The organism is Paracoccus sp. J55 (assembly GCF_000513975.1).
Classification (GTDB): Bacteria; Pseudomonadota; Alphaproteobacteria; order Rhodobacterales; family Rhodobacteraceae; genus Paracoccus.
Map to the genome: position 1 here is coordinate 1 of NZ_AZVA01000032.1, position 23,362 is coordinate 23,362.

The 23,362-nt window shown below is 67.3% G+C and carries 26 protein-coding genes, 1 tRNA gene and 1 riboswitch; of the genes, 10 read left to right on the top strand and 17 right to left on the bottom strand.

What is annotated here, in order from left to right; translation table 11 throughout:
- The coding region (locus PARJ55_RS24095; protein ID WP_156929446.1) for a helix-turn-helix domain-containing protein at window positions 1-153 on the bottom strand (153 nt) is incomplete at its 3' end.
- A 456-nt stretch (window positions 154-609) separates the two neighbouring features.
- Between PARJ55_RS24095 and PARJ55_RS24620 the strand changes: the two genes are divergently transcribed.
- The 6 genes from PARJ55_RS24620 (at window position 610) to PARJ55_RS22405 (ending at window position 5,006) form a co-directional block, all read left to right on the top strand.
- On the top strand, window positions 610-2,796 hold the full coding sequence (locus tag PARJ55_RS24620; protein WP_232215731.1) for a Hint domain-containing protein: 2,187 nt from the start codon (window positions 610-612) through the stop codon (window positions 2,794-2,796).
- Window positions 2,797-2,894: 98 nt separating this feature from the next.
- On the top strand, window positions 2,895-3,533 hold the full coding sequence (locus PARJ55_RS22395; protein WP_051416324.1) for an outer membrane protein: 639 nt from the start codon (window positions 2,895-2,897) through the stop codon (window positions 3,531-3,533).
- Between the two features lie 131 nt (window positions 3,534-3,664).
- Window positions 3,665-3,940: a hypothetical protein gene (locus PARJ55_RS0117050; protein ID WP_028714122.1), complete on the top strand. Its 276-nt coding sequence runs from the start codon at window positions 3,665-3,667 to the stop codon at window positions 3,938-3,940.
- Complete coding sequence (locus PARJ55_RS0117055) at window positions 3,937-4,152, top strand: hypothetical protein (protein ID WP_028714123.1); 216 nt, start codon at window positions 3,937-3,939, stop codon at window positions 4,150-4,152. Before PARJ55_RS0117050 ends, PARJ55_RS0117055 begins: the two co-directional genes overlap by 4 nt.
- A 123-nt stretch (window positions 4,153-4,275) precedes the next feature.
- Window positions 4,276-4,554 carry a hypothetical protein gene (locus PARJ55_RS22400; protein ID WP_036698507.1) on the top strand — a complete coding sequence of 93 codons (279 nt, stop codon included), beginning with the start codon at window positions 4,276-4,278 and terminating at the stop codon, window positions 4,552-4,554.
- Between the two features lie 59 nt (window positions 4,555-4,613).
- Complete coding sequence (locus PARJ55_RS22405; RefSeq protein WP_051416325.1) at window positions 4,614-5,006, top strand: H-type lectin domain-containing protein; 393 nt, start codon at window positions 4,614-4,616, stop codon at window positions 5,004-5,006.
- Window positions 5,007-5,463: 457 nt separating this feature from the next.
- Here the strand turns inward: PARJ55_RS22405 and PARJ55_RS0117070 are convergent.
- The 10 genes from PARJ55_RS0117070 to PARJ55_RS0117115 all read right to left on the bottom strand — a co-directional run bounded on the left by PARJ55_RS0117070 (window position 5,464) and on the right by PARJ55_RS0117115 (window position 15,536).
- Window positions 5,464-5,539, bottom strand: a tRNA-Ala gene (locus tag PARJ55_RS0117070).
- A 120-nt stretch (window positions 5,540-5,659) separates the two neighbouring features.
- On the bottom strand, window positions 5,660-8,488 hold the full coding sequence (gcvP, locus tag PARJ55_RS0117075) for an aminomethyl-transferring glycine dehydrogenase (protein ID WP_028714124.1): 2,829 nt from the start codon (window positions 8,486-8,488) through the stop codon (window positions 5,660-5,662).
- 153 nt (window positions 8,489-8,641) lie between these two features.
- Window positions 8,642-8,998 carry a glycine cleavage system protein GcvH gene (gene gcvH, locus PARJ55_RS0117080; RefSeq protein ID WP_084637895.1) on the bottom strand — a complete coding sequence of 119 codons (357 nt, stop codon included), beginning with the start codon at window positions 8,996-8,998 and terminating at the stop codon, window positions 8,642-8,644.
- A gap of 10 nt (window positions 8,999-9,008) precedes the next feature.
- Entirely contained in the window at window positions 9,009-10,121 is a 1,113-nt protein-coding gene (gene gcvT / locus PARJ55_RS0117085; RefSeq protein WP_028714126.1) for a glycine cleavage system aminomethyltransferase GcvT, read from the bottom strand.
- A gap of 132 nt (window positions 10,122-10,253) precedes the next feature.
- Window positions 10,254-10,342, bottom strand: a riboswitch (glycine riboswitch).
- 89 nt (window positions 10,343-10,431) lie between these two features.
- Window positions 10,432-11,214 carry an SDR family oxidoreductase gene (locus PARJ55_RS0117090; RefSeq protein ID WP_028714127.1) on the bottom strand — a complete coding sequence of 261 codons (783 nt, stop codon included), beginning with the start codon at window positions 11,212-11,214 and terminating at the stop codon, window positions 10,432-10,434.
- Between the two features lie 58 nt (window positions 11,215-11,272).
- Window positions 11,273-11,611 (bottom strand): hypothetical protein, encoded by a 339-nt coding sequence (locus PARJ55_RS0117095; RefSeq protein ID WP_028714128.1) that lies wholly within the window; start codon window positions 11,609-11,611, stop codon window positions 11,273-11,275.
- Window positions 11,608-12,222 carry a hypothetical protein gene (locus PARJ55_RS0117100; RefSeq protein ID WP_028714129.1) on the bottom strand — a complete coding sequence of 205 codons (615 nt, stop codon included), beginning with the start codon at window positions 12,220-12,222 and terminating at the stop codon, window positions 11,608-11,610. Before PARJ55_RS0117100 ends, PARJ55_RS0117095 begins: the two co-directional genes overlap by 4 nt.
- Window positions 12,223-12,306: 84 nt before the next feature.
- Complete coding sequence (locus PARJ55_RS0117105; protein ID WP_028714130.1) at window positions 12,307-13,632, bottom strand: hybrid sensor histidine kinase/response regulator; 1,326 nt, start codon at window positions 13,630-13,632, stop codon at window positions 12,307-12,309.
- Between the two features lie 3 nt (window positions 13,633-13,635).
- Complete coding sequence (locus tag PARJ55_RS0117110; protein ID WP_156929524.1) at window positions 13,636-14,817, bottom strand: FIST N-terminal domain-containing protein; 1,182 nt, start codon at window positions 14,815-14,817, stop codon at window positions 13,636-13,638.
- A gap of 8 nt (window positions 14,818-14,825) precedes the next feature.
- A complete protein-coding gene (locus tag PARJ55_RS0117115) occupies window positions 14,826-15,536 on the bottom strand; it encodes a response regulator transcription factor (RefSeq protein WP_028714132.1) in 711 nt (236 codons plus the stop codon).
- A 190-nt stretch (window positions 15,537-15,726) separates the two neighbouring features.
- On the opposite strand from PARJ55_RS0117115, the gene PARJ55_RS0117120 reads away from it, so the two are divergent.
- The 3 genes from PARJ55_RS0117120 to PARJ55_RS0117130 are packed head-to-tail and all read left to right on the top strand — an operon-like array spanning window position 15,727 to window position 18,098.
- Window positions 15,727-16,716 carry an ABC transporter substrate-binding protein gene (locus PARJ55_RS0117120; RefSeq protein WP_028714133.1) on the top strand — a complete coding sequence of 330 codons (990 nt, stop codon included), beginning with the start codon at window positions 15,727-15,729 and terminating at the stop codon, window positions 16,714-16,716.
- 7 nt (window positions 16,717-16,723) lie between these two features.
- Complete coding sequence (locus tag PARJ55_RS0117125) at window positions 16,724-17,506, top strand: ABC transporter permease (protein ID WP_028714134.1); 783 nt, start codon at window positions 16,724-16,726, stop codon at window positions 17,504-17,506.
- A complete protein-coding gene (locus PARJ55_RS0117130; protein ID WP_036698510.1) occupies window positions 17,496-18,098 on the top strand; it encodes an ATP-binding cassette domain-containing protein in 603 nt (200 codons plus the stop codon). The genes PARJ55_RS0117125 and PARJ55_RS0117130 overlap by 11 nt, the downstream gene beginning before the upstream one ends.
- Here the strand turns inward: PARJ55_RS0117130 and PARJ55_RS0117135 are convergent.
- From PARJ55_RS0117135 to pqqA, 6 genes are all read right to left on the bottom strand, one after another.
- Window positions 18,086-18,862, bottom strand: a complete 777-nt coding sequence (locus tag PARJ55_RS0117135; protein ID WP_028714136.1) for a quinoprotein dehydrogenase-associated SoxYZ-like carrier — start codon at window positions 18,860-18,862, stop codon at window positions 18,086-18,088. The genes PARJ55_RS0117130 and PARJ55_RS0117135 overlap by 13 nt on opposite strands.
- On the bottom strand, window positions 18,859-19,995 hold the full coding sequence (pqqE, locus tag PARJ55_RS0117140) for a pyrroloquinoline quinone biosynthesis protein PqqE (protein ID WP_051416326.1): 1,137 nt from the start codon (window positions 19,993-19,995) through the stop codon (window positions 18,859-18,861). Before pqqE ends, PARJ55_RS0117135 begins: the two co-directional genes overlap by 4 nt.
- The gene (gene pqqD, locus PARJ55_RS0117145; protein ID WP_028714138.1) at window positions 19,992-20,291 is read right to left on the bottom strand and encodes a pyrroloquinoline quinone biosynthesis peptide chaperone PqqD; all 300 of its coding nucleotides are present in this window, start codon (window positions 20,289-20,291) and stop codon (window positions 19,992-19,994) included. The genes pqqE and pqqD overlap by 4 nt, the downstream gene beginning before the upstream one ends.
- Entirely contained in the window at window positions 20,288-21,106 is an 819-nt protein-coding gene (gene pqqC / locus PARJ55_RS22410; RefSeq protein ID WP_051416327.1) for a pyrroloquinoline-quinone synthase PqqC, read from the bottom strand. Before pqqC ends, pqqD begins: the two co-directional genes overlap by 4 nt.
- Window positions 21,103-21,993 (bottom strand): pyrroloquinoline quinone biosynthesis protein PqqB, encoded by an 891-nt coding sequence (pqqB, locus tag PARJ55_RS0117155; protein WP_028714139.1) that lies wholly within the window; start codon window positions 21,991-21,993, stop codon window positions 21,103-21,105. The genes pqqC and pqqB overlap by 4 nt, the downstream gene beginning before the upstream one ends.
- A gap of 65 nt (window positions 21,994-22,058) precedes the next feature.
- Window positions 22,059-22,151 carry a pyrroloquinoline quinone precursor peptide PqqA gene (gene pqqA, locus PARJ55_RS0117160; RefSeq protein ID WP_024843519.1) on the bottom strand — a complete coding sequence of 31 codons (93 nt, stop codon included), beginning with the start codon at window positions 22,149-22,151 and terminating at the stop codon, window positions 22,059-22,061.
- 139 nt (window positions 22,152-22,290) lie between these two features.
- Here pqqA and PARJ55_RS0117165 point away from each other — a divergent pair, with 139 nt between their 5' ends.
- Window positions 22,291-23,349 (top strand): quinoprotein relay system zinc metallohydrolase 2, encoded by a 1,059-nt coding sequence (locus PARJ55_RS0117165; RefSeq protein ID WP_028714140.1) that lies wholly within the window; start codon window positions 22,291-22,293, stop codon window positions 23,347-23,349.
- The last annotated feature ends 13 nt before the right edge of the window (window positions 23,350-23,362 follow it).

A 23,362-nucleotide genomic window follows, 5' to 3' on the forward strand; every position in this document is an offset into this window, starting at 1 on the left:
CCGCCTGACCTCGGCCGTCCGTCGGTAGCCCGGTGGCACCGAGAAGGTCATCATCTTCGCAACCGTGTCACGCGAGATGTTGAACACCCGCGCCGCTTCCCGCTGGCTCATGCCTTCCGCGCAAGCCTGGCGAACTCTCAGATATAGGTCCACGCTGTAAATCCTCACGCCCTCCCTGCCGCCGCAGAAAGGGAATAGGTGGACGACTTTTACGCCGCCCGCAGCAGCACCAAGCCACCGCTACCGTGGACGAATTTCTCACCGCCGTTCTCAGCCGCCTTTTATCTATTTTAGAGCAGTTGCGTTAACTGGCTGAGATTGCCCCTTCCGCGTCTTTGAAAGGGGCTCGCACAGCGGCGAATGAAAGGAAGTCGACCAGATGCGGCTGCTATATATCGTAAGTTGCCTTTATGAGCCTCGGATATGGATGATTGAATCCAACAAGCTACGTCCAGAAGGCTGACGCGAGGCTTTTCCGGCATCCAAGCGATGTCGTTTTTCATGGATCAAGCAGAAGATACATATTCGCACAGGCCTTAACCATCTTCTGCTTTCCAATCGGCGATGCATACGGCGTCGCCGACCTGCAGCTTCTTCGAGGTTTGACTCATGGCTACATACACACTGATTGCATATGATCCGCTCATTGCGAATAACCCGGCAGCCTGGCCGCCCGGCACAGAAATGCAAGGAACGACGTTCTCGTTGAATGAGGGCGACGTGCTGAATGTGGAGTCCAGCAGCATTAACCCATCGGCGCTTCTCCCTACGATCATTAATGCAGGTACGGGAAATCACCCGGTAAACTTTGATATCAACATCAACCAGGACCTGCCCTACGGGCAGAATGAAGATCTGTATCAGTTTTCATTTGGAGGCAACTCTTCACCAACCGTGAACGTTGCAGATGGCGTGGATGCCTCCGCTTTGATAATCAACGCTACAAGTGCGTCAGGCCTTGATCTGAGCACCGGGGAAAATACAGAACTAGGCACCATCCATACCGGGAACGGCAATGATGGGGCGGTGAATAATATTGATATCGGCAATGGCTCGAAAATTCGAGGAATCCAGGGCGCTGGTGGCGGAGACGAGAACATCACCTTTGGTGAGAACGTCTCTGTTACTACAAATATCGTTGCTGGCGGCAAGAATGCCAGCCTGACAGCCGGAGACGGTCTGTCGGTTGGTGGTGGAATTACGCTACAAGGGACAGAAATTAACGATATTCAACTTGGAGATCAGGCCAGCATATCCGGGTCAGTTGTTGCTCTGTCAGGGGACACCAGCTTTACCGCCGGCGATAGCCTTAACATCACTGGAGCACTCAGTATTGCGCCAGGCGCGGGGAATTCAGCGGATATCGTTCTTGGAAACGATGCGAAAGCCCTATGGATTCTTACATCGGGTGAAAATGATAGCCTTACCGCAAGTGACGGCCTGACTGTAACTTCAAACATTCATCTCGCATCATCGGAAAGTTCCACGATAAATATTGGAAACGATGCGACTATCCCAGGGTTCATTGCAGGTGGCCTTGGTGAAAACAACTATGTAATTGGCGATAACCTTACCGCCACCTGGGTCCTGGCTTATGATTATGATAGCGTAACTCCTCCCCCGCCTGCAACTGAACCCGTCGACCCTGGAAGCGTAGATCCCGATGCTCGGGGCGGTTCGATTATAATTGGCTCCGGAGCCAATGTATCCGTTGTGTCTACTTTTGTTGCAAATCCGGGCGCAGAGACGCTTATCTCGATTGGGCCGAATAGCAGCATCAGTGGCTATGTACAAGGAGGGCTCGGGAAGGATGTCATTTCTATTGGGACCGATTCTACGGTGTCGGGATACATCTATTCCTATAGCGGCGCGGACCAGTTGACGTCGGAAGGCTACACTCCCTTCACCTACAATTATGGAAGCGGAGGGGTTAACGTTGTCAAGTTGATCAAGCCCGTTGATTCAAACAACCTCCAGATGCATTGGGGAGATCTCGATCTGCAGATGGATGGAGATATTCTGCAGGTGAATCTTCTGCACGAACAAAGGCCTGGCTTCATTGCCGTTGCGCAGAATAATGGCTGGTCTTATGATAGCGAGAATGATGTATTGAGCGGCGGAAATCCGTTCTCGTACAACAATATGCATATCGGATACTGGGATCGTATTGATTTTATTTGCTTTGCCGGCGGCACGTATATCAAGACGATGGATGGCGATAAACGCATAGACAGCATTTCAGTCGGTGATTTGGTCGAGACTCTTGACCACGGTTTTCAGCCCGTTCGCTGGCTGGGATCGCGAAAGCTGGGTGCGGGCGAGCTTGAGGCGATGCCGCATCTTCGTCCTATCCGGATCGCGGCAGGGGCGCTGGGGACGGGAGTTCCGGATCGCGATCTTCTGGTTTCCCCGCAGCACCGGGTTCTGGTGCGCTCGAGAATCGCGCAGAAGATGTTCGGTACGGCCGAGGTCCTGGTGGCCGCCAAGCAGCTTGTCCTGCTGGACGGGATCGATATCGCGACCGATCTCGTGGAAGTGGAGTATTTCCACATTCTGTTCGATCGCCACGAGGTGGTGATCTCGAACGGCGCCGAGACGGAGTCCCTGTATACCGGACCCGAGGCGTTGAAATCGGTCGGCAAGGCCGCCGCGGAAGAAATCTTCGCGCTTTTCCCGGACCTGGCGGACCCGACCCATGTCTCGCAGCCGGCCCGCTACCTGGCCTCGGGCAGGCAGGCCCGCAAGATGGGCATCCGGCATCTGCAGAACAACCGCCCCCTCGTTGCAGAAAATTGACCTCGGAATAGGCAAGATGTTGAAGAATATCCCGATCTTCGCGGGCATGCTGCTCGCGAGCCTCGCCCCGGCCTTCGCGGGGGGGCTACGTCGCCCCGGTGATCGCCGCCCCCGTTGTGCCGCAAGAACCGCCTGCCGCCCCGAGGAATTGGCAAGGGCCCTATCTGGGAGGAGCGATAGGCTACGCGCTGGGGGCCGATGACCGTGTCGGCATCGCCAAACCGGGCGGCGGCGCGACCTATTCGCCCGGCTCGGTGGATATCCACGGTGTCACCTATTCGGTCCATCTCGGCTATCGCTGGCAGCGGGCGCTTCGCGACCGGCAGATCGTGACGGGCCCAGAACTGGCCTATGAAGGCGGAAGTGCCGATGACAGCTTCGATAAGGGCGGCGTGGTGGCGTCCAGCGAGCTGGATCGGCTGCTATCCCTGCGCTGGAAAACCGGGATCCTGAACGATGCGAAAGATACGCTGTTCTACGGCAGCGTCGGCTTTGCGCGCGGCAAGTTCGGCTATTCCACCGAAGGGGCCGGGATGGCCTACAAGGGCGACTTCAAGGACAATGCCTGGACGGTCGGCCTGGGGTTGGAAAAGAAGCTCAATGATCGCTTCTCGCTGTTCGGTGAATGGGAATTCCGTCAATTTGGGAAAACCCCTCTGACCGATGCGACCGGATATTCGACCCGGGCGACCCCGGAACATCATCATGTTCGCCTTGGTATGAATGTCAGCTTCTGACGCTTGGGCAAGCCGAACTCGGCTTGCTCCGTTCTATGATGTGCTTCTTCCTACCTGACCTAGGACAAGTCAATGAGTGAGCTGGTGGCATGCTAATGAGTAATTTCGTTCGTAAATCCGGAGATCATTCGATGAGGAATCGCGACGCTCCTCTTGTTTCGGACGCTGAGTGGCGTGTTCTCGTCGATCTTCATCTGGATTTCGACAGGCGGCAGCTTTGTTATGAGGCCGGCTATGCGGATGGGCAGCGTGAGGCGTTGCAAGAGGTCTCTCAAATTCTCTCCGCGACGGCGAACGCCACTCCGAGCCATGAGACGCGCCAAATCGTGACCAACCTGGCGTCGATTACTGCGCTCATGGCATCGGACGGCCATGAGGGCCGCACCTCGATCGGGCGGCTCTCATGAAGCGCGCCGGGACCAAGCCCGTGACCGCGAGCGTGCTGGCGATCATCAGCGGCGTATTGGCATTTGTGATTGCCATGATTTCCCTGCTGCTCGGCCTGGGGATCGGCTGGGCTTTCGCGATATATGTCTCGGCCGGGTTCGGATTGTTTTCGACCGCCCTCCTGGTGGCTCTTGTGCAAAGTTCCGCCGATGAAAGAGAGCCCCACCAGTGAGAGAGTCGGGGTGCGAGCCAGATCTTGATCGGCATGGCGTGTCGCGGACGCGCCATCCAAATAGAACAGCCATAAGTCCGAAAGACTTCGCCGTTTTGAAATGTGAAACGAAAAGGTGACAGGATGATCAAGTTTATCCCCGCAGCGGCGCTCGTGTTCTTGGCCGCCTGCTCCATCGACCCAAAGGATTACGAAAGCGAACCGGTGACGGTAGAAACGGCAGCCGGCCCGGTCGTTTGCCAGCTTTACACCAAGAATATCGTACGCTGGGACCGCGCCATCCAGCGCCCAAGCACAATGAGCGTCGAAACCGCAGATCAGATCTGTCTCAATGAAGGGCTGCGCGAGAAGAACGGGTCCCCAAGGCCCGGCGGCGCTTCGGAAAGCGATCTGGCGTTGTGAAGTCAGATGTCGCCAATCGCGGCGGCGGTCGGGAACGATCAGATTCAGAGATCAACAATATGCTGGATGAAGCGTGCTCGCCCTTTTTGCAAAACCTGGTCTGGACCAGCGAATTGCAGATGATCAGTGCGTTTGGCGAGCTTTTCAATCACGTGGACGCTGGCTTGCCGATGTGGGCGGGCGACGGTGATCGGAGCTTGCGGGTCAGGACGACCTTCCTTGCACCTTTCGGAGCCATTCCCTCAATCACCCTGGGGTTGACCGGCCTCGATGCCGCGCATGACCAGAACCTGCGCTTCAGGCTGGAGGCAGTCGAGGTGACCCGGTACGGTTTTATCATCGAGTTCGCGACCTGGGGCGATACGCATATCGCGCGGGCATCGGTCAATTGGCAAGCCATCGGTCCCTCGACTGACCGGGCGGGCCAGAAAAGCAGCAAGCGACGTTCCTGATCGACGATGATTGGACCGTTGCGGTAGCGAACGACTGTGCGGACGGCGTTCATGAAATGCTGCTCCGCCTGAAGGAGCGTGGCCTGATAAGCCATTACAAGAGCCATGTTCCTTTCGGTGGCGAGCGTATTCCCGGGCGTTGAAGATTGGATATCACGAAGCGACCCGCTCGTATCGGCAAATGGCAGAGGCGAGCGAGCTGGTCTCCCCGCCAGCGATACCATCCCGATCCGGGCCCCAACTGATGCCGGCCACCCTAACGGTCGAAACTGGCGGGACGGTTCCCGGATACACCCCGAATCTGGCGCGCCGATCCGGCGCGATTTCTATGTTCCGCGGCCACCGAACGTCCGGTGAAATCCAGCAGCATCTTTTTTCAGCTGTGGGGCTAGCGTGAGGTGATGCACAGCGGCATTCGCCTAACCGGCTGATAATCAATCTGAATGTGTGAGTGAACTGGTGGAGCCGAGGGGAATCGAACCCCTGACCTCATCATTGCGAACGATGCGCTCTACCAACTGAGCTACGGCCCCATCGGCGTGCTATCTCGCCGAAGCGCCGCGCCTTGTCAAGAGCCGCAAAGACCCCGCACGCAGCTTTCTGCAGCCCCGTCGGGCAGCTTGCCCCGCCGCCACAGCGGCGGGGGCACAGGGTCACTCGGCCGCCTCGGCGTAATCCTCTAGCGGCGGGCAAGTGCAGACCAGATTGCGGTCGCCATAGGCATTGTCCACCCGCCCGACCGGAGGCCAGTACTTGTCCACCCGGAACGCTCCCGGCGGGAAGCAGCCCTGCTCGCGCGAATAGGCCCGGTCCCAGTCGGCGACCAGGTCCTCGACCGTATGCGGGGCATGGCGCAGCGGCGAGGCCTCGGCGCTGATCCTGCCCTCGGCAATCTCGGTGATCTCGTCGCGGATCGCCAGGAAGGCGGTGATCAGCCGGTCGATCTCGGCCTTGGTCTCCGATTCGGTCGGCTCGACCATCAGCGTGCCGGCGACCGGCCAGCTCATGGTGGGGGCGTGGAAGCCGTTGTCGATCAGCCGCTTGGCGATGTCGTCGACGGTCACGCCATGCTCCTGAAACGGCCGGGTGTCCAGGATGCATTCATGCGCCACCCGGCCGCGATTGCCCATGAACAGCACCGGATAGGCCCCGGCCAGCCGGCTGGCGACATAGTTCGCGTTCAGGATCGCGACCCGCGTCGCCTGGGTCAGCCCCGCCCCGCCCATCATCAGGATATAGGCCCAAGAGATCAGCAGGATCGAGGCGCTGCCCCAGGGCGCCGCCGAGACCGCCCCCGAACCCTCGCGCGGGTCGGCGGGCAGGAAGGGCGCCAGATGCGCCTTGACCCCGATCGGCCCCATGCCGGGACCGCCGCCGCCATGCGGAATGGCAAAGGTCTTGTGCAGGTTCAGGTGGCTGACATCGCCGCCGATCTCGCCCGGCTTCACCAGACCGACCAGGGCGTTCATGTTGGCGCCGTCGATATAGACCTGGCCGCCATGCTCATGGGTGATGCGGCAGACCTCGCGCACGGTGTCCTCGAAGACGCCATGGGTCGAGGGATAGGTGATCATCACCGCCGCCAGCCTGTCGCCGGCCTTCGCGGCCTTGTCGGCGAAGTCCTCCAGGTCGATATCGCCGTTCGGGGCCGATTTCACCACCACGACCTTCATCCCCGCCATCTGCGCGCTGGCCGGGTTGGTGCCATGCGCGGAAACCGGGATCAGGCAGATATCGCGATCCTCGCCACGCGACTCGTGATAGGCGGCAATGGTCAGAAGCCCGGCATATTCCCCCTGCGCGCCGCTGTTCGGCTGCAGCGAAAACGCATCATAGCCGGTGATGGCGCACAGCTTCTCGGTCAGGTCGGCAAAGACCTCGTGATAGCCGGCGGCCTGGTCCTCGGGCGCAAAGGGATGCAGCGCGCCGAATTCGGGCCAGGTGATCGGCATCATCTCGGCCGCCGCGTTCAGCTTCATCGTGCAGCTGCCCAGCGGGATCATCGCCCGGTCCAGCGCCAGGTCGCGGTCCGACAGGCGGCGCATATAGCGCATCATCTCGGATTCCGCCCGGTTCATGTGAAAGACCGGATGGGTCAGGTAGTCGCTTTCGCGGATCAGCGCCTCGGGGATCGCCGGCACCTTGGCCGGCGCGGCCGGATCGGTGATGCCGAAAGCGTCCAGCACCCGGGCGATCACATCCGCATCCGTGGTCTCGTCGACCGAGATGCCGACCCGGTCGCGCCCGACCCTGCGCAGGTTGATGCCGCGATGCCGGGCAGCGGCGAGGATGCCCGCCTGCCCCACGCCCACCCGCACGGTGATGGTGTCGAAAAACGCCTCGGGCTGAACCTCGGCCCCGGCGGCGCGCAGCGCATCGGCCAGCGTCACCGCGTTCAGATGCACCCGCTGGGCGATGGCGCGCAGGCCCACCGGCCCATGGAACACGGCATAGAAGCTCGCCATCACCGCCAGCAGCGCCTGGGCGGTGCAGACGTTCGAGGTCGCCTTCTCGCGCCGGATATGCTGCTCGCGGGTCTGCAGCGACAGGCGATAGGCCTGGTTGCCCTTGGCGTCGATGGAAACCCCGACGATCCGCCCCGGCATGGCGCGCTTCATCTCGTCGCGGCAGGCCATGAAGCCGGCATGCGGCCCGCCATAGCCCATGGGCACGCCGAAACGCTGGGCCGAGCCGATGGCGATGTCGGCGCCCATGGCGCCCGGCTCCTTCAGCACGCAAAGCGCCAGAAGGTCGGTGGCCATGATCGCCACCGCGCCCGCCGCATGCAGCGCCGCGATCTCGGCGGTGTAGTCCCGGATCTCGCCGAAGGTGCCGGGATACTGGAAGATGGCGCCGAAGACCTGCGAGGGGTCGCATTGCCGGCCGCGGACGATCTCGATGCCCAAGGGCGCGGCGCGGGTCTCGATCACGGCGACGGTCTGCGGGTGCAGGTTCTCGCTGACGAAGAAGGCGCGGGCCTTGGACTTCGCCGCGCGCTGCGCCATGGCCATGGCCTCGGCGGCGGCGGTCGCCTCGTCCAGCAGGCTGGCATTGGCCACCGGCAGCCCGGTCAGGTCCGCGACCATGGTCTGGAAGTTCAGCAGCGCCTCCAGCCGGCCCTGGGCGATCTCGGGCTGATAGGGGGTATAGGCGGTATACCAGGCCGGGTTCTCAAGAATATTGCGCTGGATCGCCGGCGGCGTCACAGTGCCGTAATAGCCCTGCCCGATCAGGCTGGTCATGACCTGGTTCTTCGCCGCCACCTCGCGCATGCGCTGCAGCAGCTCCGCCTCGGACAGCGCCGGCCAGTCCAGGGCCTCGGCCTGCCGGATGCTCGCCGGGACGGTCTGGCCGATCAGCTCCTCCAGCGTCTTGGCGCCCACGACCTTCAGCATCGCCGCCATCTCGGCCGGAGAAGGCCCGATGTGACGGCGATTGGCGAAATCGTCGGGATTATAGTCGGTCGGGGTCCATTTACCCATCACTGGCCTCGATGCGTCAGAATGTTCACAAGCATTGCCTTCGGGATCGCACGGGCCGGGAACGCCCCGCCTTTCTCCGTTTTCCAAATACCCTCGGGGGGTCCGGGGGGCGAAGCGCCCCCGGCTTCCGCCGGGCCGCAAGGCCCGGCAGCTTCAGCCGATCAGCGCCTGATAGCCCGCCTCGTCCATGAATCCGGACAGGTCGACCGAGGCCGGCTTGATGCGGAAGAACCAGGCCGCCATCGGGTCCTCGTTCACCGCGCCGGGCGCGTCGGGCAGCGCCTCGTTGACGGCGGTGATGACGCCGGCGACCGGGGCCACGATGTCCGAGGCGGCCTTGACCGATTCGATCACCACGATCTCCTCGCCCGCCTCGACCTCGCGCCCGACCTCGGGCAGTTCGATGAAGACGACATCGCCCAGCTGCTCGCTGGCATGGGCGGTGATGCCGACGACGATCTCGTCGCCGTCCTGTTTCAGCCATTCGTGGTCTTCGGTGTATTTCAGCATGCCTGGCCTCTCAGCGCTTGTAGCTCGGTTTGTGGAAGGGAAGCGGAGTAATCGTCACCGGAATGCGCTTGCCGCGCAATTCGGCCCAAAGGGTCGCGCCGGGGACAAGCCCCGCGGGCAGGACCGCCATGGCGACCGGCCCGCCGACCGAGGGGCCGAAGCCGCCCGAGCAGACCGTGCCGATCGCCGCGCCGCCCTCGGCCCCGTCGAAGATCTCGACCCCCTCGCGGATGGGCGCACGGCCCTCGGGGCGCAGGCCCATGCGGCTGCGGGCGGGGCCTTCGGCCAGTTCCTGCAGGATCGCCTCGGCGCCCGGGAAACCGCCCGCGCGCGCGCCGCCCGCACGGCGGACCTTGGGGATCGACCAGCCCAGCCCGGCCTCGCCCGGGAGGGTCGAGGCATCCATGTCATGGCCGTAAAGCGGCATCCCCGCCTCCAGCCGCAGGCTGTCGCGGGCGCCCAGCCCGACGGGCGCGACCTCGGGTTCGGCCAGCAGCGCCTCGGCCAGCGCGACCGCACGGTCCCCGGGCACGGAAATCTCGAACCCGTCCTCGCCGGTATAGCCCGAGCGGCTGACCCAGAGCGTCGCGCCCTGCCAGTCGAACTCGGCCACGTCCATGAACTTCATCGCCTGGGCGCCGGGCACCAGCCGCGCCAGCACCGCCTCGGCCTCGGGACCCTGCAGGGCCAGCAGCCCGCGATCCGTCACCGGCTCGACCGAGATGCCGGCGGCTTCCAGCCGGCGCAGATGGGCGATGTCCTGTTCGGCGCAGGCGGCGTTCACCACCAGCAGAAGGTGGTCGCCCTTGTTGGCGATCATCAGGTCGTCGAGGATGCCGCCCGCGTCATTGGTGAACAGGCCGTAGCGCTGCCGGCCCTCGGCCAGCCCGACGATATCGGCGGGCACCAGCCTCTCCAGCGCCTCGGCAGCGCCGGGGCCGCGCAGGATCACCTGGCCCATGTGGCTGACGTCGAACAGGCCGGCATGGGCGCGGGTGTGCAGGTGCTCGTTCAGCACGCCCATCGGATATTGCACCGGCATCTCCCAGCCGGCAAAGGGCACCATCTTCGCGCCGCGCGAAAGGTGCAGGTCGTATAGCATCGTGCGCCGAAGCTCGGCCATGGGCATCCCCTGTCTTGCGGACGGACCGATCCCGCCCGGTTAGATGCCCCCTCTGTCCCTACCCCGAAACGGGGGCGCCTGAGATCGTTATCCCTTCGGCGGACGGCATCTGCCGCCTCTCTCCAGAGCGTACATTGGAAAACGGTCCCTTTGCCTGAGAGATTCCCGGGGCGGTTGCTCCTTCGGCCCTGGCTTGCGCCAATGTCTCCCGATTTCCGACTTTTGTCGTAGCCGGGCCGCGGGGTTCTGGCAAGAGCCTTCCTGCGCCCGACGCGCCGACCGCCCGGCCGACCGGCCCGCCGCCGCGCCCTCAGATCGAGATGTTCGAGGCGCCGCCGTCCAGCAGGATGTTCTGCCCGACGATGAAGCGGGCATGCTGGCTGCACAGGAAGGCGCAGGTGGCGCCGAAATCCTCGGGCAGGCCGTAGCTGCGGGTCGGGATGGTCGCCTCGCGCCTGCGGCGGGCCTCGTCGACGCCGATGCCCTCGGCCTTGGCGACGCCGGAATCCAGGCTGTCCGCGCGGTCGGTGGCATGGATGCCGGGCAGCAGGTTGTTCACCACCACGCCATGCGGCGCCACCTGCCGCGACATGCCGGCGACAAAGCCGGTCAGCCCGGCGCGGGCGGTGTTCGACAGGCCCAGGATGGCGATGGGCGTGCGCACCGATTGCGAGGTGATGTTGACCACCCGGCCCCAGCCGCGCTCCATCATGCCCGGCACCAGCGCCTGCATCAGCGCGATGGCGGTCAGCATGTTGGCGTCGATGGCCTTGATGAAATCCTCGCGCGACCAGTCGGTCCAGCTGCCGGGCGGCGGGCCGCCGGCATTGTTGACCAGGATGTCGGCCTGCCCGCCCAGCGCGTCGAGCACGGCGGCGCGGCCTGCCTCGGTGGTGATGTCGGCGGCGACCGGCGTGACCGAAACGCCGTGTTTCGCCGCGATCTCCTCGGCCGTGGCCTGCAGCGCCTCGGCGCCGCGCGCGTTGATGACCAGATCGACCCCGGCCTCGGCCAGCGCCTCGGCGCAGCCCCGGCCCAGGCCCTTCGACGCGGCGCAGACAAGGCCCTTCTTGCCCCTGATCCCCAGATCCATGGCTTCCCTCCTGTTCAGCTTGCCGACAAGGAAGCGCGGGGCGGCCGGATTGTCCAGTTCAGAAGCAGAGGATCTCGGCCTCGGCCTCGGCGCGGCGGAAATTGGCGATCATCTCGTTGACGGCGACGCCCTGCCGGAACATGCCGGCGCGCTCGCCGGCGGTCTGGCGCATGGCCAGCACCGTCTCGGCCTTGACGTAATCGTCATAGGGCAGGATCTCGGCGATCTGGTCGATGGCGCAGCTGCACCGCTCCAGCATCTCGCGGGTCTGGCCGTTCGTCGCCATGCAGACGAAGACGTAATCGGCGCGCGCATTGGTCGGATAGTCGTTCACCGCCTGCGCCCCGGCCATGCCGGCCGAAAGCGTCAGGGCTGCCGTCAGGGTTGCCCGGATCATTTCAACACCATCTCGCTGTGATAGGCCGGCCGGCCGCCCGCCAGCGGGCCGGTTTCGGCCAGCATGCGCCGGATCGGCCGCTTCGGATCGCCCAGGGTGAAGCGCAGCTCCAGCGTGTCGAAGCCGAACATGCGCTCGCGGTTCTCGTCCTCGCGGAAGGGGGCGAAGACGGCGACGGTCGCCTCGCCCTCGCGCCGGACCTCGCCGCCCCGGAACAGCGCATCCTTCAGCCGGTTGCGGATATAGAACGGGCTGCCGCCGGTCAGCGCGACCATGTCCCGCGCCGTGGTTTCCAGAAAGAAGGTCAGCGCCGGATCGCCGCCCGAGACCGGGAAGGGCCCGATCCTGCGCTGGATGCGCTCGGTTTCCTCGGCCAGTTCCAGAACCGGCTGGCCGTCCGAGGGATCGGCAACCTGGCTGAGCGAGATCGTGCCCTCGCCCAGCGGGGTGAAGCCCTCGACCTCGGGCCCGGTCTGGCGCAGCGCCCAGACCAGCGGGCCCTGCGACAGGTCCCAGGGGCCGCGTTCGGCAAAGACCAGATCCCCCGCCTCGCCCGCCGCAAGCGGCGAAGCCAGCAATCCGATCACCGCCAAGCCGCGCAAGATCCTCATCCCGATCCTCCCTTTCCTGTTTGCGACCCTGCCCCCGCCGGGGTCGGGACGAAAGCCCGCCGGCGGCACTTTCGTGCTTTGGTCTTAGGCCAGCATCTGCTGCAGCATGGCCTGCAGATCCTCGGGACGGACCGGCTTTTCCAGCACCGGCACGCCCATCCGCTGGCTTGCGCCCAGTTCCGGCGCGCGGCGGGCCGAGACGACGATGGCCGGCACCGCCTGTCCCGCAGCCTCGCGCAGGGCGGCGATGGCCTCCAGCCCGGTATCGCCGTTGTCGAGATTGTAATCGGCGATCACCACGTCCGGCGGCTCGTCGCCCATCTGCGCCAGCGCCTCGGCGATGCCGCCCGAGACGCGGGCGACCATGCCCAGCTTGTCCTGCAGCACCAGTTGCAGGGCGCGGCGCATGGCGTCGTCGTTCTCGACCACCAGAGCCACCCGGCCGCGCAGATACGGGCCATGACCGGCGCCCTCGGGCCGCGCCGGCTCGACCCCCGGCGCGACCAGCGGCAGGCTGACGCGGAACACGGTGCCGCGCCCCGGCTCGCTGTCCATGGCGATGGGATGGCCCAGCTTGGCGCAGGCGCGGCGCACGATCGACAGGCCCAGCCCCATGCCCGGCACGCCGCCGCCCTCGCGGCCGATGCGCTGGAACTCGTCGAAGATGCGGGCGCGGTCGGGCGCGGCGATGCCGATGCCGGTGTCGTAGATCTCCAGCCAGGCGCGCTCGCCGCGCTTGCGCACGCCCACCAGCACCCCGCCCCGGTCGGTATACTTGATCGCGTTCGAGACCAGGTTCTGCGCGATCCGCCGCAGGAAGGTCGGGTCGCTTTCCACCGCGGCCGTGGTCGGCGCGAAGCTGAGCCGCAGCCCCTTGGCCTCGGCCATCGGCGCGTATTCGACGGCGAGGCGGCGGAACAGCTCGCCCAGATCGACGGGCTTGCGCTGGAACTCGATGCGCTGGCTGTCGAGGCGCGAGATGTCCAGCACCGCGTGCATCAGCTCCTCGACCGATTCGAAGGCCCCCGACAGCCGGTCGGTCAGCTCGCGCTGCAAGGGGTCGAGCGGCGTGTCCTTCAACGCCGACAAAAACAGCTTGGCGGCCGAAAGCGGCTGCAGCAGGTCGTGGCTGGCGGCGCGCAGGAAGCGGGTCTTGGAGCGGTTCGCCTCCTCGGCCGAGGCGCGGGCCACGGCCAGCTCGCGGTTGCGCTCGGACAGGTCGGCCAGCGCCTGCTCCAGCTCGCGGGTGCGGACCTGCACCTCCTGCTCCAGCGCCACGGCGGCCTGGAACATCGACCAGGCCGAGCCGCGGCTTTCCTCCAGCCGGTCGATGCGCTCGACCAGCACATCGGCGATGCGCGTCAGCTTCTCGACCCGTCGGGCGGGGGGATCGTCGTCGCGCAGGAACATGGTTCAGCCGGGCTCGGGGGGCATCAGCGCCATGCCGACGAAGGTCTGGTTCACATGCATGCCGCTGTGCTGCTCGCCATAGGTGTTGAAGCCGGCGACGCGATAGCGCGCCAGCAATTCGGACATCTGCCCGTCCATGCCGGCGCGCTCCAGCGCCAGCCGCCGCAGCACGCAGTCGAAGCCCAGCACCATCAGCGGCGGGCGCGGCAAGGCGTCCAGCACCTCGGCAAAGCCGCGGGTCATGTCCATCGCCCGGCCCAGCGTCAGGATGTTGCCGGCCTCGATCCCGGACAGCAATTGCAGCCCGCCCTGGGGGGTGATGGCGCGGATGGCGCGGACATGGTGGCGCTTGCCGGTGCGCAAGAGCAGCGGGTGGCGGGCGAATTCCGTCGGCGTCAGCGCCTCGACCGGGATGCCGGCCAGCCGGGCGTATTCCTGCGCCGCCGGCTCGCCGTTCAGCTCCAGGATGACGCGGTTGTGCCGGTCGGCGGCCGTCACCACGGCGCGCCGGTCGGTCGGGCTGAAATGCGAGAACGAGACCTCGGCCGCCGCCAGATCGGTCTCGACCAGCAGGAACAGCGCCGCGCCGGGATGGGCGGCGCCGTCCACCATCTGGCAGGTCGGCTCGAAGCGCATGCCCTCGGCGCTGGAGCCGCCGACGATCGGCAGGCCGGGGATGGCCGCGTCCAGCGTCGCGGTCAGCACGTCCTCCTGCCGGGCCAGCGCATCGGCCAGAAGCACGCCGAAGCTGGAGCGCCGCAGGTCGGGGCGGAAATCGGCGTGAAAGCGGCGCAGCGTGGCCATCCATTCCGACACCGGCACCAGCGCCTGGTCGCGCAGCACACAGACGCCGACCCGGAAGCTGGCCGAGGGAAAGCCCAGCGCCGTCACCGTCCGGGCGCAATAGCCGCCGGGGCCGATCTCGCCCACCGAGGAACAGCCGACGACGCGACAGCCCTGACCCAGCGCCTCGCGCAGCGCGGTGCCCAGGGCGGGCAGCCCCTCGGCCGGCATGCCGAACAGCAGCACCAGGGCCGGGTCCAGCGGCGCCATGGCCTCGGCGATGCGCCGGGCGGTGTCCTCGCCCTCGGCCGGGACCGAGACGGCGACGGGCGCCGGCGGCAGGACCGGTCGCGCCTGGGGCCGGACGCCGCCGGGCCAGGGCTCGGGCCGTGCTTCGGGCAAGGCGGGGCTCATGCCGGTTCGAACAGCCTCACGCTATTGGCCAGCAGCACCGCCTGGGTGCGGCGGCGGGCGTTGATCTTGGACATGATCGCGGTGATGTGGGTCTTGACCGTCGCCTCGGCGATGGACAGCTCGTAGCTGATCTCCTTGTTGGCCTTGCCCTGGCAGATCAGCCGCAGGATCTTCATCTGCTGCGGCGTCAGGGTGGCGAAGCGGCGGGCCAGCTCGGCGCGGGCCGCGTCCTCCTCGCCGGCATGTTCGGGCTGGTAGCTGTCGGGCGTCACCCGCTCGCCCTCCCACATGCGGCGCAGGCTGTCGACCAGCGCCTCGCGGCCCAGCGACTTGCTGATATAGCCCTGCGCCCCCGCCGCCATCGCGGCCGAGATCATGGCGTTTTCCAGATCGGCCGAGATCATGGTGATCGGCACGTCCGGGATCTGCCGGCGCAGCGTCACCAGCCCCTCGGCCCCCTTGGCGTCGGGCAGGTTCAGGTCCAGGATCACCGCGTCCGGGGCGCCCTGGCTGCGGATCTGTTCCAGCGCGGCGGCAAGGCTGCGGGCGGTGCGCACGTTCCTGAGCCCGAAGCTGATCTTCAGCGTCAGGGCCAGCGCGTCGCACATCAGCGGATGGTCGTCCACGATCAGGATTTCGCGGACACGATCTGCGGAAAGCCTTGGCGATGCGGCGCGGTCTTGCGACTGCATTTCGGCTGAGGCCATCGTTCTCCTCCCAAAGAAACGACAGGGCCGGGGGTTTCGGCGCGCCGGCCTTTGCGCAACCATCTTAAGACCGCCGCCCGCCGGCGCAAGCCCGTTGGACCGGAAAACCGCGCCGCGGCTACGACTTCGGTTGTATTGGCCGCAAATCGGGCACATGTCACTTTCAGCTGGTCCAAGGGGGGAAATCACCATGCCATTCAGCCGCAGAATCACCCTGCTGGCCGCAGCCGCCGCGCTTGTCGGGCTGGCGCTGCCCGTCCATGCCCAGGGCGCCGACGAGCCCCCGGTGATCCGCATCGGCACGCTGGAGAACGGCACCGTCAACTGGGAGATCGAGACGATCCGCAAGCGCGGCCTCGACCAGGAGAACGGCTTCACGCTGCAGCCGCTGATCCTGGCCGGCAATCCCGCCACCCAGGTCGCCATGCAGGGCGGCGAGGTCGATACCATCGTCTCGGACTTCCTCTGGGTGGCGCAGCAGCGGGCGCGCGGCGCCGGTTTCCGCTTCCTGCCCTATTCGACCGCCGTGGGCGGCGTGATGGTGCGCGGCGACAGCCCGGCGCAGTCGCTCGCCGACCTGAAGGGCAAGAAGATCGGCATCGCCGGCGGGCCGGTCGACAAGAGCTGGCTGATCCTGCGCGCCTGGTCGCGCGAGAGGCTGGGCGAGGACCTCGCCGACGTGACGCAGCAGGTCTTCGGCGCACCGCCGATGATCCTGAACGCCGCCGAGACCGGCGAGGTCGATGCCGCGATCAACTTCTGGCATTTCCAGGCCAAGATGCAGGCGCGGGGCATGCGCGAGATCATGTCGGTCGAGACGGCGGCCAGCGATCTGGGGCTGGACCCCTCGACGCCGCTTCTGGGCTATGTGCTGCGCGACGACTGGATCGCGGCCAATCCGGCGCTGGCCGAAGGGCTGGCGCGCGCCTCGCGCACCGCCAAGGACCTGCTGGCCAAGGACGATGCCGCCTGGGAAGAGCTGCGCCCGATCATGGAGGCCGCCGACGATGCCGAATTCGAGGCGCTGAAGGCCGGCTGGCGCGCCGGCATCCCCGCCCATGGCCCGGTCGATGCCGAGAACGCGCAGCAGATGTTCGCCACCATGGCCGAGCTTGGCGGCGAGGAACTGACCGGCGGCGTCGCCACCCTGCCCGAGGGACTGTTCTGGTGGCCGGAGTAGCCCCGCATTGACCGGCACGCCCAAGCCCCCCTCGTCCCGCCCCGGCCTGGTGCCTGGGGTTCTGTCGATCCTGGCCATGCTGCTGCTGTGGACGCTGGCCTCGCAGCTGACCGACCGGCCGCAGACCCTGCCCGCGCCTTGGGATGTCGCGGCCCGCATCGCCCGGCTGAGCGCCAGCGGCGAACTGTGGTTCAACGCCGGCATGACGCTGTTCCGCGTCGTCGCCAGCTTTGCCCTGGCCATGGCGGCGGGCATGGCGCTGGGCCTGAGGATGGGCCGCAGCCGTGGGGCGGACCAATGGTTCAATCCCGGGGTCATCATCCTTCTGAACGTGCCGGCGCTGGTGGTGATCGTGCTGTGCTACATCTGGATCGGGCTCAACGAGACCGCGGCGATCCTTGCCGTGGCGCTGAACAAGATCCCGGTGGTCACGGTGATGATCCGCGAGGGCACGCGGGCGCTGCGGCCCGACCTCGACGACATGGCCCGCGCCTTCCGCATGGCGCCGCTGGCGCGGCTGCGCCATGTCGTGCTGCCGCAGCTGGCGCCGCATATCGCCGCCGCGGCCCGGGCCGGCATCTCGCTGATCTGGAAGATCGTGCTGGTGGTCGAGTTCCTCGGCCGCTCGAACGGCGTCGGCTTCAAGATTCACCTGCTGTTCTCCAGCTTCGACGTGACCGGCGTGCTGGCCTGGGCGCTGGCCTTCGTCGCGGTCATGCTGGCCATCGACCTGTTCCTGCTGCGCCCGTGGGAACGGCGTGCCAATCGCTGGAGGCAGGATGCGGCTTGAACTCGACGGCAAGTCCTTCGGCCCGCGCGAGGTGCTGGGGGCGCTGACGCTTTCGGTCGCGCGCGGCGAGCGGGTGGCGATCCTCGGCCCCTCGGGCATCGGGAAATCGACGCTGCTGCGCATCCTGGCCGGGCTGGACCGGGCCTATCGCGGTCGGCTTGACGGCGCCGACCGCCTCGCCGTGGTGTTCCAGGAGCCGGTGCTGCTGCCCTGGCGCGACGCAGTGGCGAACATCATCATCCCGACCGGCTGCGACGCGGCCACCGCGCGGGACTGGCTGGCGCAGGTCGGACTGGCCGGGCACGAGGCGAAGTTCCCCCGCCAGCTGTCGCTGGGCCAGCAGCGGCGGCTGGCGCTGGCCCGCGCCTTCGCCGCGGCCCCCGACATCCTGCTGATGGACGAACCCTTCGCCTCGCTGGATGCCGGGACGGCGGGCCGGATGCTGGCGCTGACCGATGCGCTGCTGACCCGCACCGGCGCCGGGCTGGTGCTGGTCACCCACGACCCGCGCGAGGCCGAGGCGCTGCACGCCCGGCCGCTGCTGCTGGCCGGCCAGCCGGCCCGACTTCAGACCCGGCTTCAGAAGGACTGATCCCAGACCCGGCCCTCGGTATCCTCGGCATGGACCGTGACCGGCCCCTCGCCCGGCGCATGGGCAAAGCGGAACACCGGGTCCTCCGAGATCGAAATCCCGGCCTCCATGGTGAACAGCGGCTCCTCGCCCCGCTTCACCTCCAGCACCTGGATGAACTCGGCCGGGATGGTGAGCAGCGTCACCTGATCGCGCTGCAGGCCCGAGAAATTCGGGTGCCGGATCATCAGCGTGCCGACCTGCCGCCCGTCCTCCTCGGCCGCGCGAAAGCGCATCTCGCCCATGGTGGCGCGCACCTCCTCCATGCTTTTCCCGGCCGGCGCCGCGCAGCCGCCCGAGGCTTTCACGAAGCGCCCGGCCATCACCTTGCGCCCGTCCGCCAGCGTGGCGATGGCGCGCAGGTCGGAATAGCTGTCCACCCGCACCCGCACCTCGAAATCCAGCGGCATCAGCGCCTCGCCGAAGGTGAACTCGGCCGCGACCGGCGCGGGATTGCCGTCCACCACCAGCGCCAGCGCGCGGATCGCTGGCGCGCCGGGCGGCTGGGTGATGCGCACCGGCACCAGCGCCGGATTGTCGGCACGCGGCGGCGCGTCCAGGTCGAAGATCGCCGGATCGACCGGCGGCTCCTCCTCGGTGCCGATCACCGCCAGCCGCATGTCATCCCACAGGGCCGAGGGCTGCAGGGGATTGGCCACCTCGGTCGCCATCGCCGCCGGCGCAAGGACAAGGGCAAGGGCGGCAAGCAGGGCTGCCAGTCTCATGGTCGTTTCTCCCGTGTCATGCGGCGATAGACCAGCACGGTCGAATCGCTCGCCGCCTCGGCCTCGGCCGCGGCGCGCAGCCGGGCGTGCAGGTCCGAGCGCGAGCAGACCGGATCGGTCGCCCGCGCGTCGCCGGCAAGCGCCATGGCCTGGCAGCGGCAGCCGCCGAAATCGATCTCGCGCCGCTCGCAGGAAGCGCAGGGCTCGGGCATCCAGCCGGTGCCGCGAAAGGCGTTGAACGCCGCCCCGTCATGCCAGATCCGGGCCAGCGGCACCTCGCGCACGTTCTCGAACGCCAGCCCCTTGATGGTCTGGGCGGCATGGCAGGGCAGCACGGTGCCGTCCGGGGCCACGTTCAGCCCGGTCGAGCCCCAGCCGCCCATGCAGCTTTTCGGAAAGGCCGACAGGTGGTCGGCGGGCACGTAGTCGATGACCATGCGGCCCCGCAGGCGCTGGCGGGCCCCGTCCACCACCGCGCGCGCGCGGCTCGCCTGCGCCTGGGTCGGCATCAGCGGCCGGCGGTTCAGGTCGGCCCAGCCGTGGAACTGCACGGTCGCGACCTCGATGCGCCGGCAACCGAGCTGTTCGGCAAGGTCGATCATCTCGGGCAGGCGGTCGAGGTTCTGGCGATGCACCACCGCGTTCAGCGTCAGCGGAAAGCCGATGGCCCGCACCCATTCCGCGACCTGCATCTTGCGGGCGAAGCTGCCGCCATAGCCGCTGATCCAGTCGGCCATCTCGGCATCAATGCCCTGCAGCGACAGCTGGATGTGATCGACCGCGCCGTCCAGTTCGCGCAGCCGCGCCTCGGTCAGCCCGATGCCCGAGGTGATGAGGTTGACGTAAAGCCCGGCGTCGCGGGCCGAGGCGGCGATCTCGGCCAGGTCGCGGCGCGAGGCGGGCTCGCCGCCCGACAGATGCAGCTGCAAGACGCCCAGATCGGCGGCCTGCCGGAACACGTCGGCCCATTCCGCCGCCTTCAGCTCGGCGCTGGCGCGGGTCAGCTCGACCGGGTTCGAGCAATAGGGACAGGCCAGCGGGCAGCGATGCGTCAGCTCGGCCAGCATCGCCATGGGCAGGCCGACGCGGACCGGATTGCCGTCGATGTCGCGGGGAACGGGATGGTCTCTCATGCCGCATCCCCGTCCAGAAACACCATGCGCCGCTCCATCAGGTCGCGCAGGAAATCCTGCACATCGCCCTCGATCTGCTCGGGCGGCGCGTCGTAGCGGGCGCAAAGCGTCAGGATCACCTCGGCCAGGCTGCGCTTGCCGTCCAGCTCGGACAGGATGGCATGGCCCACCGGATCGAGCTGGATCACCCGCTCGGGCGCCAGCAGCACGCGCAGGCCGCGCACGCGGTCGTCCTGCAGCCGCACCCCGCGCGGCAGATAGGGCACCGCGGCACCGCTGATGCGCGGCCCGGTCATGAGGCCGCCGCCGCATCGGGGGCGGGGGCGGGGGTCGCTTCCGGACCCGGCTCGGGGATCGCCGAATCCAGCAGCCCCTCGCCCGGCCGCCAGGCGCCGGGGGGAATCCGCCCCTCGACATAGCCGTGCCAGAGCGCGTCGAGCTGCGCCCAGAGCACATCGGTCTTGAACACCAGCGCCGCCGCCGCCGCGTCCTGCTTTTCCAGCGTGTCGGCATGGTCCAGCACATAGGTCAGGCCGAATTCGACATCCTTCGGCGCCTCGCTCAGCCGGTTGCGGAAATAGGCGAGGCTGGTCTCGTCGGCGAAGTCGTAATGCTTCAGCAGCCCCTCGATGCGCTCGGCATGGATCTTGGGCGCGAACATCTCGGTCAGGCTGGCGGCCACGGCATCGAGCAGCGGCATGTCGCGCACGAAGCGGACATAGGCATCGACGGCGAAGCGCGTCGCCGGCATCACCCCCGCGCCGCTGGCGACGTAATCGGGATCAAGGCCCACGGCGCGGGCCAGGGCCAGCCAGCGCCGGATGCCGCCGCCCGCCTCGGCGCCGCCGTCGTGATCCTCGATGCGGTGGCGCCAGATGCGGCGCAGCTGCGGGTCCTCGACGCGCGACAGGAAGGCCGCGTCCTTCATCGGGATGCGCGACTGGTAATGCCAGCGGTTGATGACCCAGGCCCGCACCTCGTCCGGCGTGCATTGCCCGCCATGCAGGCGTTTGTGGAACGGGTGGCGGTCGTGATAGCGTTCGGCGCCGATGCGCTTCAGGCGTTCGTGGAACTCGGCGCGGGTCTGTGCGCGGTGGTCGGCAAGCTTCATGGCGCGATCTCCATGCCGTCATGGCCGATCTGCCAGCCCGCCGCCTGCGCCTCTGCGCGCTCGGGGCTGGCGGGATCGACCAGCGGGTTCGAATTGTTCAGATGCACATAGATGCGGGCGCCCAGAGGCACCGCGCGCAGCCCGTCCAGGCTGCCGCCGGGACCCGAGACCGGCACATGGCCCATGCGCCGCCCGGTCTTGGCGCCCAGCCCGGCGCGAACCATCTCGTCATCGGTCCAGAGCGTGCCGTCGAACAGCAGCGCATCCGCGCCCGAGATGCGGTCGCAAAGCCAGTCCGGGACCGAGGCGCAGCCGGGAATGTAGAACACCCGCCGACCGTTGGCGGCCAGCTCGACCCCCACGGTCTGCTCGCCCATCAGCCCGGTCTCGACCCGCTCGCCTTCCAGATACAGCGGCACCTTGCCGGGCACCGCGAACAGCGTGGCGGTGAGGCCGGGGGCAAGGTCGAAGGCGGCGTCCAGCGCCACCTCGCGCCGGGCGACCAGGCGCGGGTCCAGCGCCGACAGCAGCGGATTGCCGGCCAGCACCGCATGGATGGCGGGCGTCGCGAACAGGTCGAAGCCCTGCCCCTCGCGCAGGGTCAACAGCCCCGCGACATGGTCGATGTCGCCATTCGTCACCAGCACCGACCGGATCGGAGAGCCGCGCAGCCCCTCGGGCCGCAGCGCCGGGGTGGCGGCCAGCTGCTGGCGCAGGTCGGGCGAGGCGTTGACCAGCGCCCAGTCCCGGCCATTCGCGGAAACGGCGATCCCGCTCTGGCTCATCGCGGGAATGCGTCCTCCGCGCGCGGCGTCACAGTTGCGGCAACCGCAGTTCCACTGCGGCACGCCACCGCCTGCGCCGCTGCCGAGAATCACGATACGCATGGGAAAGGCTCCGGCAGGCCCGGCCCCCGGCAAACGGGGACCGGACCCGGATTGTCGCCGGCGGGTTAGAACAGGACCGGCTCGTCCTCGGCCGGGGCATACATGTTGATTTCCATGCCGCAGGCGATTTCCTTCGGCGCGGGTTTGGTCCAGGCCATATGGTCTCCTCCTCAAGGCCGCCGCATGGGTGCGGGCAGGTCGATGCTAGGCCGCTCGGGCCGGCAGTCAACGCGCCAAAGGTCGTAGATGGCGCGAGGGGCATCGCTGTGCTAGCCTGTCGGGCCGAGAGGAGAGCGGATGTTCCATCTGGTCCTTGCCGCCTGTCTGACGGCCCAGCCCGGCACCTGCCAGCCCCGCCTGCTGCCCGCCGGCGACGCGCCCACGCGCGAGGAATGCGAGGCGCGCGCCGCGCCCATCGCCCGCGACTGGCTGGCCCGGCACCCCGAACTGACCGGCAGCGAGGGCGCGCGCTGCGTCGAAACCGCCGCCCTGCCCGCCCTGACCGTGCAAGAGGTGGCGCCGGGCGTGCATGTGCATCAGGGGGCGATGGCGCAGATCTCGCCGCAGAACCGCGGGCGGATCGCGAATCTCTCCTTCGTCATCGGCGAGACGGTGGCGGTGATCGATGCCGGCGGCAGCCGGGCCGAGGGCGAGGCGCTTTACGCGGCGATCCGGCAGGTGACCGACAGGCCGGTCAGCCATGTGATCCTGACCCATATGCATCCCGACCACATCCTGGGCGCCGAGGTGTTTTCCGAGGCCGGCGCCGCCGTCGTCGCCGATGCCCGCCTGCCCGAGGCGGTGGCGCGGCGCGCCGACAGCTGGATGGCCTCGGTCCCGCGCCAGATCGGCGCGGCGAATTTCGCCGGCACGCGCATCGCCAGCGTGGACCAGACCGTCGAGGCGACGCAGACGCTGTCGCTGGGCGACCGGCAGTTGCGGCTGACGCCGGTGCCCTCGGCCCATACCGGCAGCGACATGACCGTGCTGGACGAGGAAACCGCCACGCTGTTCGCCGGCGATCTGGTGTTCCTGGGACTGACGCCGTCGCTCGACGGTTCGCTGGCGGGCTGGCTCGACTGGATCGGGCGGAAGCCCGACCCCGAGCCGGCGCTGATCGTGCCCGGCCACGGCCCGGTCGTGGAAAGCTGGGACGAGGCGGTGACTCCGCAGCGCCATTACCTGACCGCCCTGCGCGACGCCACGCGCGAGGCGATCGGCGCCGGCCTGCCGCTGTCGCGGGCGATCCCGGCCATCGTCGCGGCGATGCAGCCGGTCTCGGAAGGCTGGGCGGATTTCCGGGCCACCACCGCCCGCAACGCCGCGGCGGCCTATACGCAGCTGGAATGGGAATAGATTGCCTCGCCCG

Coding starts and splice junctions, on each gene's coding strand:
- PARJ55_RS24620 (WP_232215731.1), top strand. CDS start 610: ATGGCTACATACACACTGATTGCATATGATCCGCTCATTGCGAATAAC.
- PARJ55_RS0117050 (WP_028714122.1), top strand. CDS start 3,665: ATGAGGAATCGCGACGCTCCTCTTGTTTCGGACGCTGAGTGGCGTGTT.
- PARJ55_RS0117055 (WP_028714123.1), top strand. CDS start 3,937: ATGAAGCGCGCCGGGACCAAGCCCGTGACCGCGAGCGTGCTGGCGATC.
- PARJ55_RS22400 (WP_036698507.1), top strand. CDS start 4,276: ATGATCAAGTTTATCCCCGCAGCGGCGCTCGTGTTCTTGGCCGCCTGC.
- PARJ55_RS22405 (WP_051416325.1), top strand. CDS start 4,614: ATGCTGGATGAAGCGTGCTCGCCCTTTTTGCAAAACCTGGTCTGGACC.
- gcvP (WP_028714124.1), bottom strand. CDS start 8,488: ATGGGTAAATGGACCCCGACCGACTATAATCCCGACGATTTCGCCAAT.
- gcvH (WP_084637895.1), bottom strand. CDS start 8,998: ATGCTGAAATACACCGAAGACCACGAATGGCTGAAACAGGACGGCGAC.
- gcvT (WP_028714126.1), bottom strand. CDS start 10,121: ATGGCCGAGCTTCGGCGCACGATGCTATACGACCTGCACCTTTCGCGC.
- PARJ55_RS0117090 (WP_028714127.1), bottom strand. CDS start 11,214: ATGGATCTGGGGATCAGGGGCAAGAAGGGCCTTGTCTGCGCCGCGTCG.
- PARJ55_RS0117095 (WP_028714128.1), bottom strand. CDS start 11,611: ATGATCCGGGCAACCCTGACGGCAGCCCTGACGCTTTCGGCCGGCATG.
- PARJ55_RS0117100 (WP_028714129.1), bottom strand. CDS start 12,222: ATGAGGATCTTGCGCGGCTTGGCGGTGATCGGATTGCTGGCTTCGCCG.
- PARJ55_RS0117105 (WP_028714130.1), bottom strand. CDS start 13,632: ATGTTCCTGCGCGACGACGATCCCCCCGCCCGACGGGTCGAGAAGCTG.
- PARJ55_RS0117115 (WP_028714132.1), bottom strand. CDS start 15,536: ATGGCCTCAGCCGAAATGCAGTCGCAAGACCGCGCCGCATCGCCAAGG.
- PARJ55_RS0117120 (WP_028714133.1), top strand. CDS start 15,727: ATGCCATTCAGCCGCAGAATCACCCTGCTGGCCGCAGCCGCCGCGCTT.
- PARJ55_RS0117130 (WP_036698510.1), top strand. CDS start 17,496: ATGCGGCTTGAACTCGACGGCAAGTCCTTCGGCCCGCGCGAGGTGCTG.
- PARJ55_RS0117135 (WP_028714136.1), bottom strand. CDS start 18,862: ATGAGACTGGCAGCCCTGCTTGCCGCCCTTGCCCTTGTCCTTGCGCCG.
- pqqE (WP_051416326.1), bottom strand. CDS start 19,995: ATGAGAGACCATCCCGTTCCCCGCGACATCGACGGCAATCCGGTCCGC.
- pqqD (WP_028714138.1), bottom strand. CDS start 20,291: ATGACCGGGCCGCGCATCAGCGGTGCCGCGGTGCCCTATCTGCCGCGC.
- pqqC (WP_051416327.1), bottom strand. CDS start 21,106: ATGAAGCTTGCCGACCACCGCGCACAGACCCGCGCCGAGTTCCACGAA.
- pqqB (WP_028714139.1), bottom strand. CDS start 21,993: ATGCGTATCGTGATTCTCGGCAGCGGCGCAGGCGGTGGCGTGCCGCAG.
- pqqA (WP_024843519.1), bottom strand. CDS start 22,151: ATGGCCTGGACCAAACCCGCGCCGAAGGAAATCGCCTGCGGCATGGAA.
- PARJ55_RS0117165 (WP_028714140.1), top strand. CDS start 22,291: ATGTTCCATCTGGTCCTTGCCGCCTGTCTGACGGCCCAGCCCGGCACC.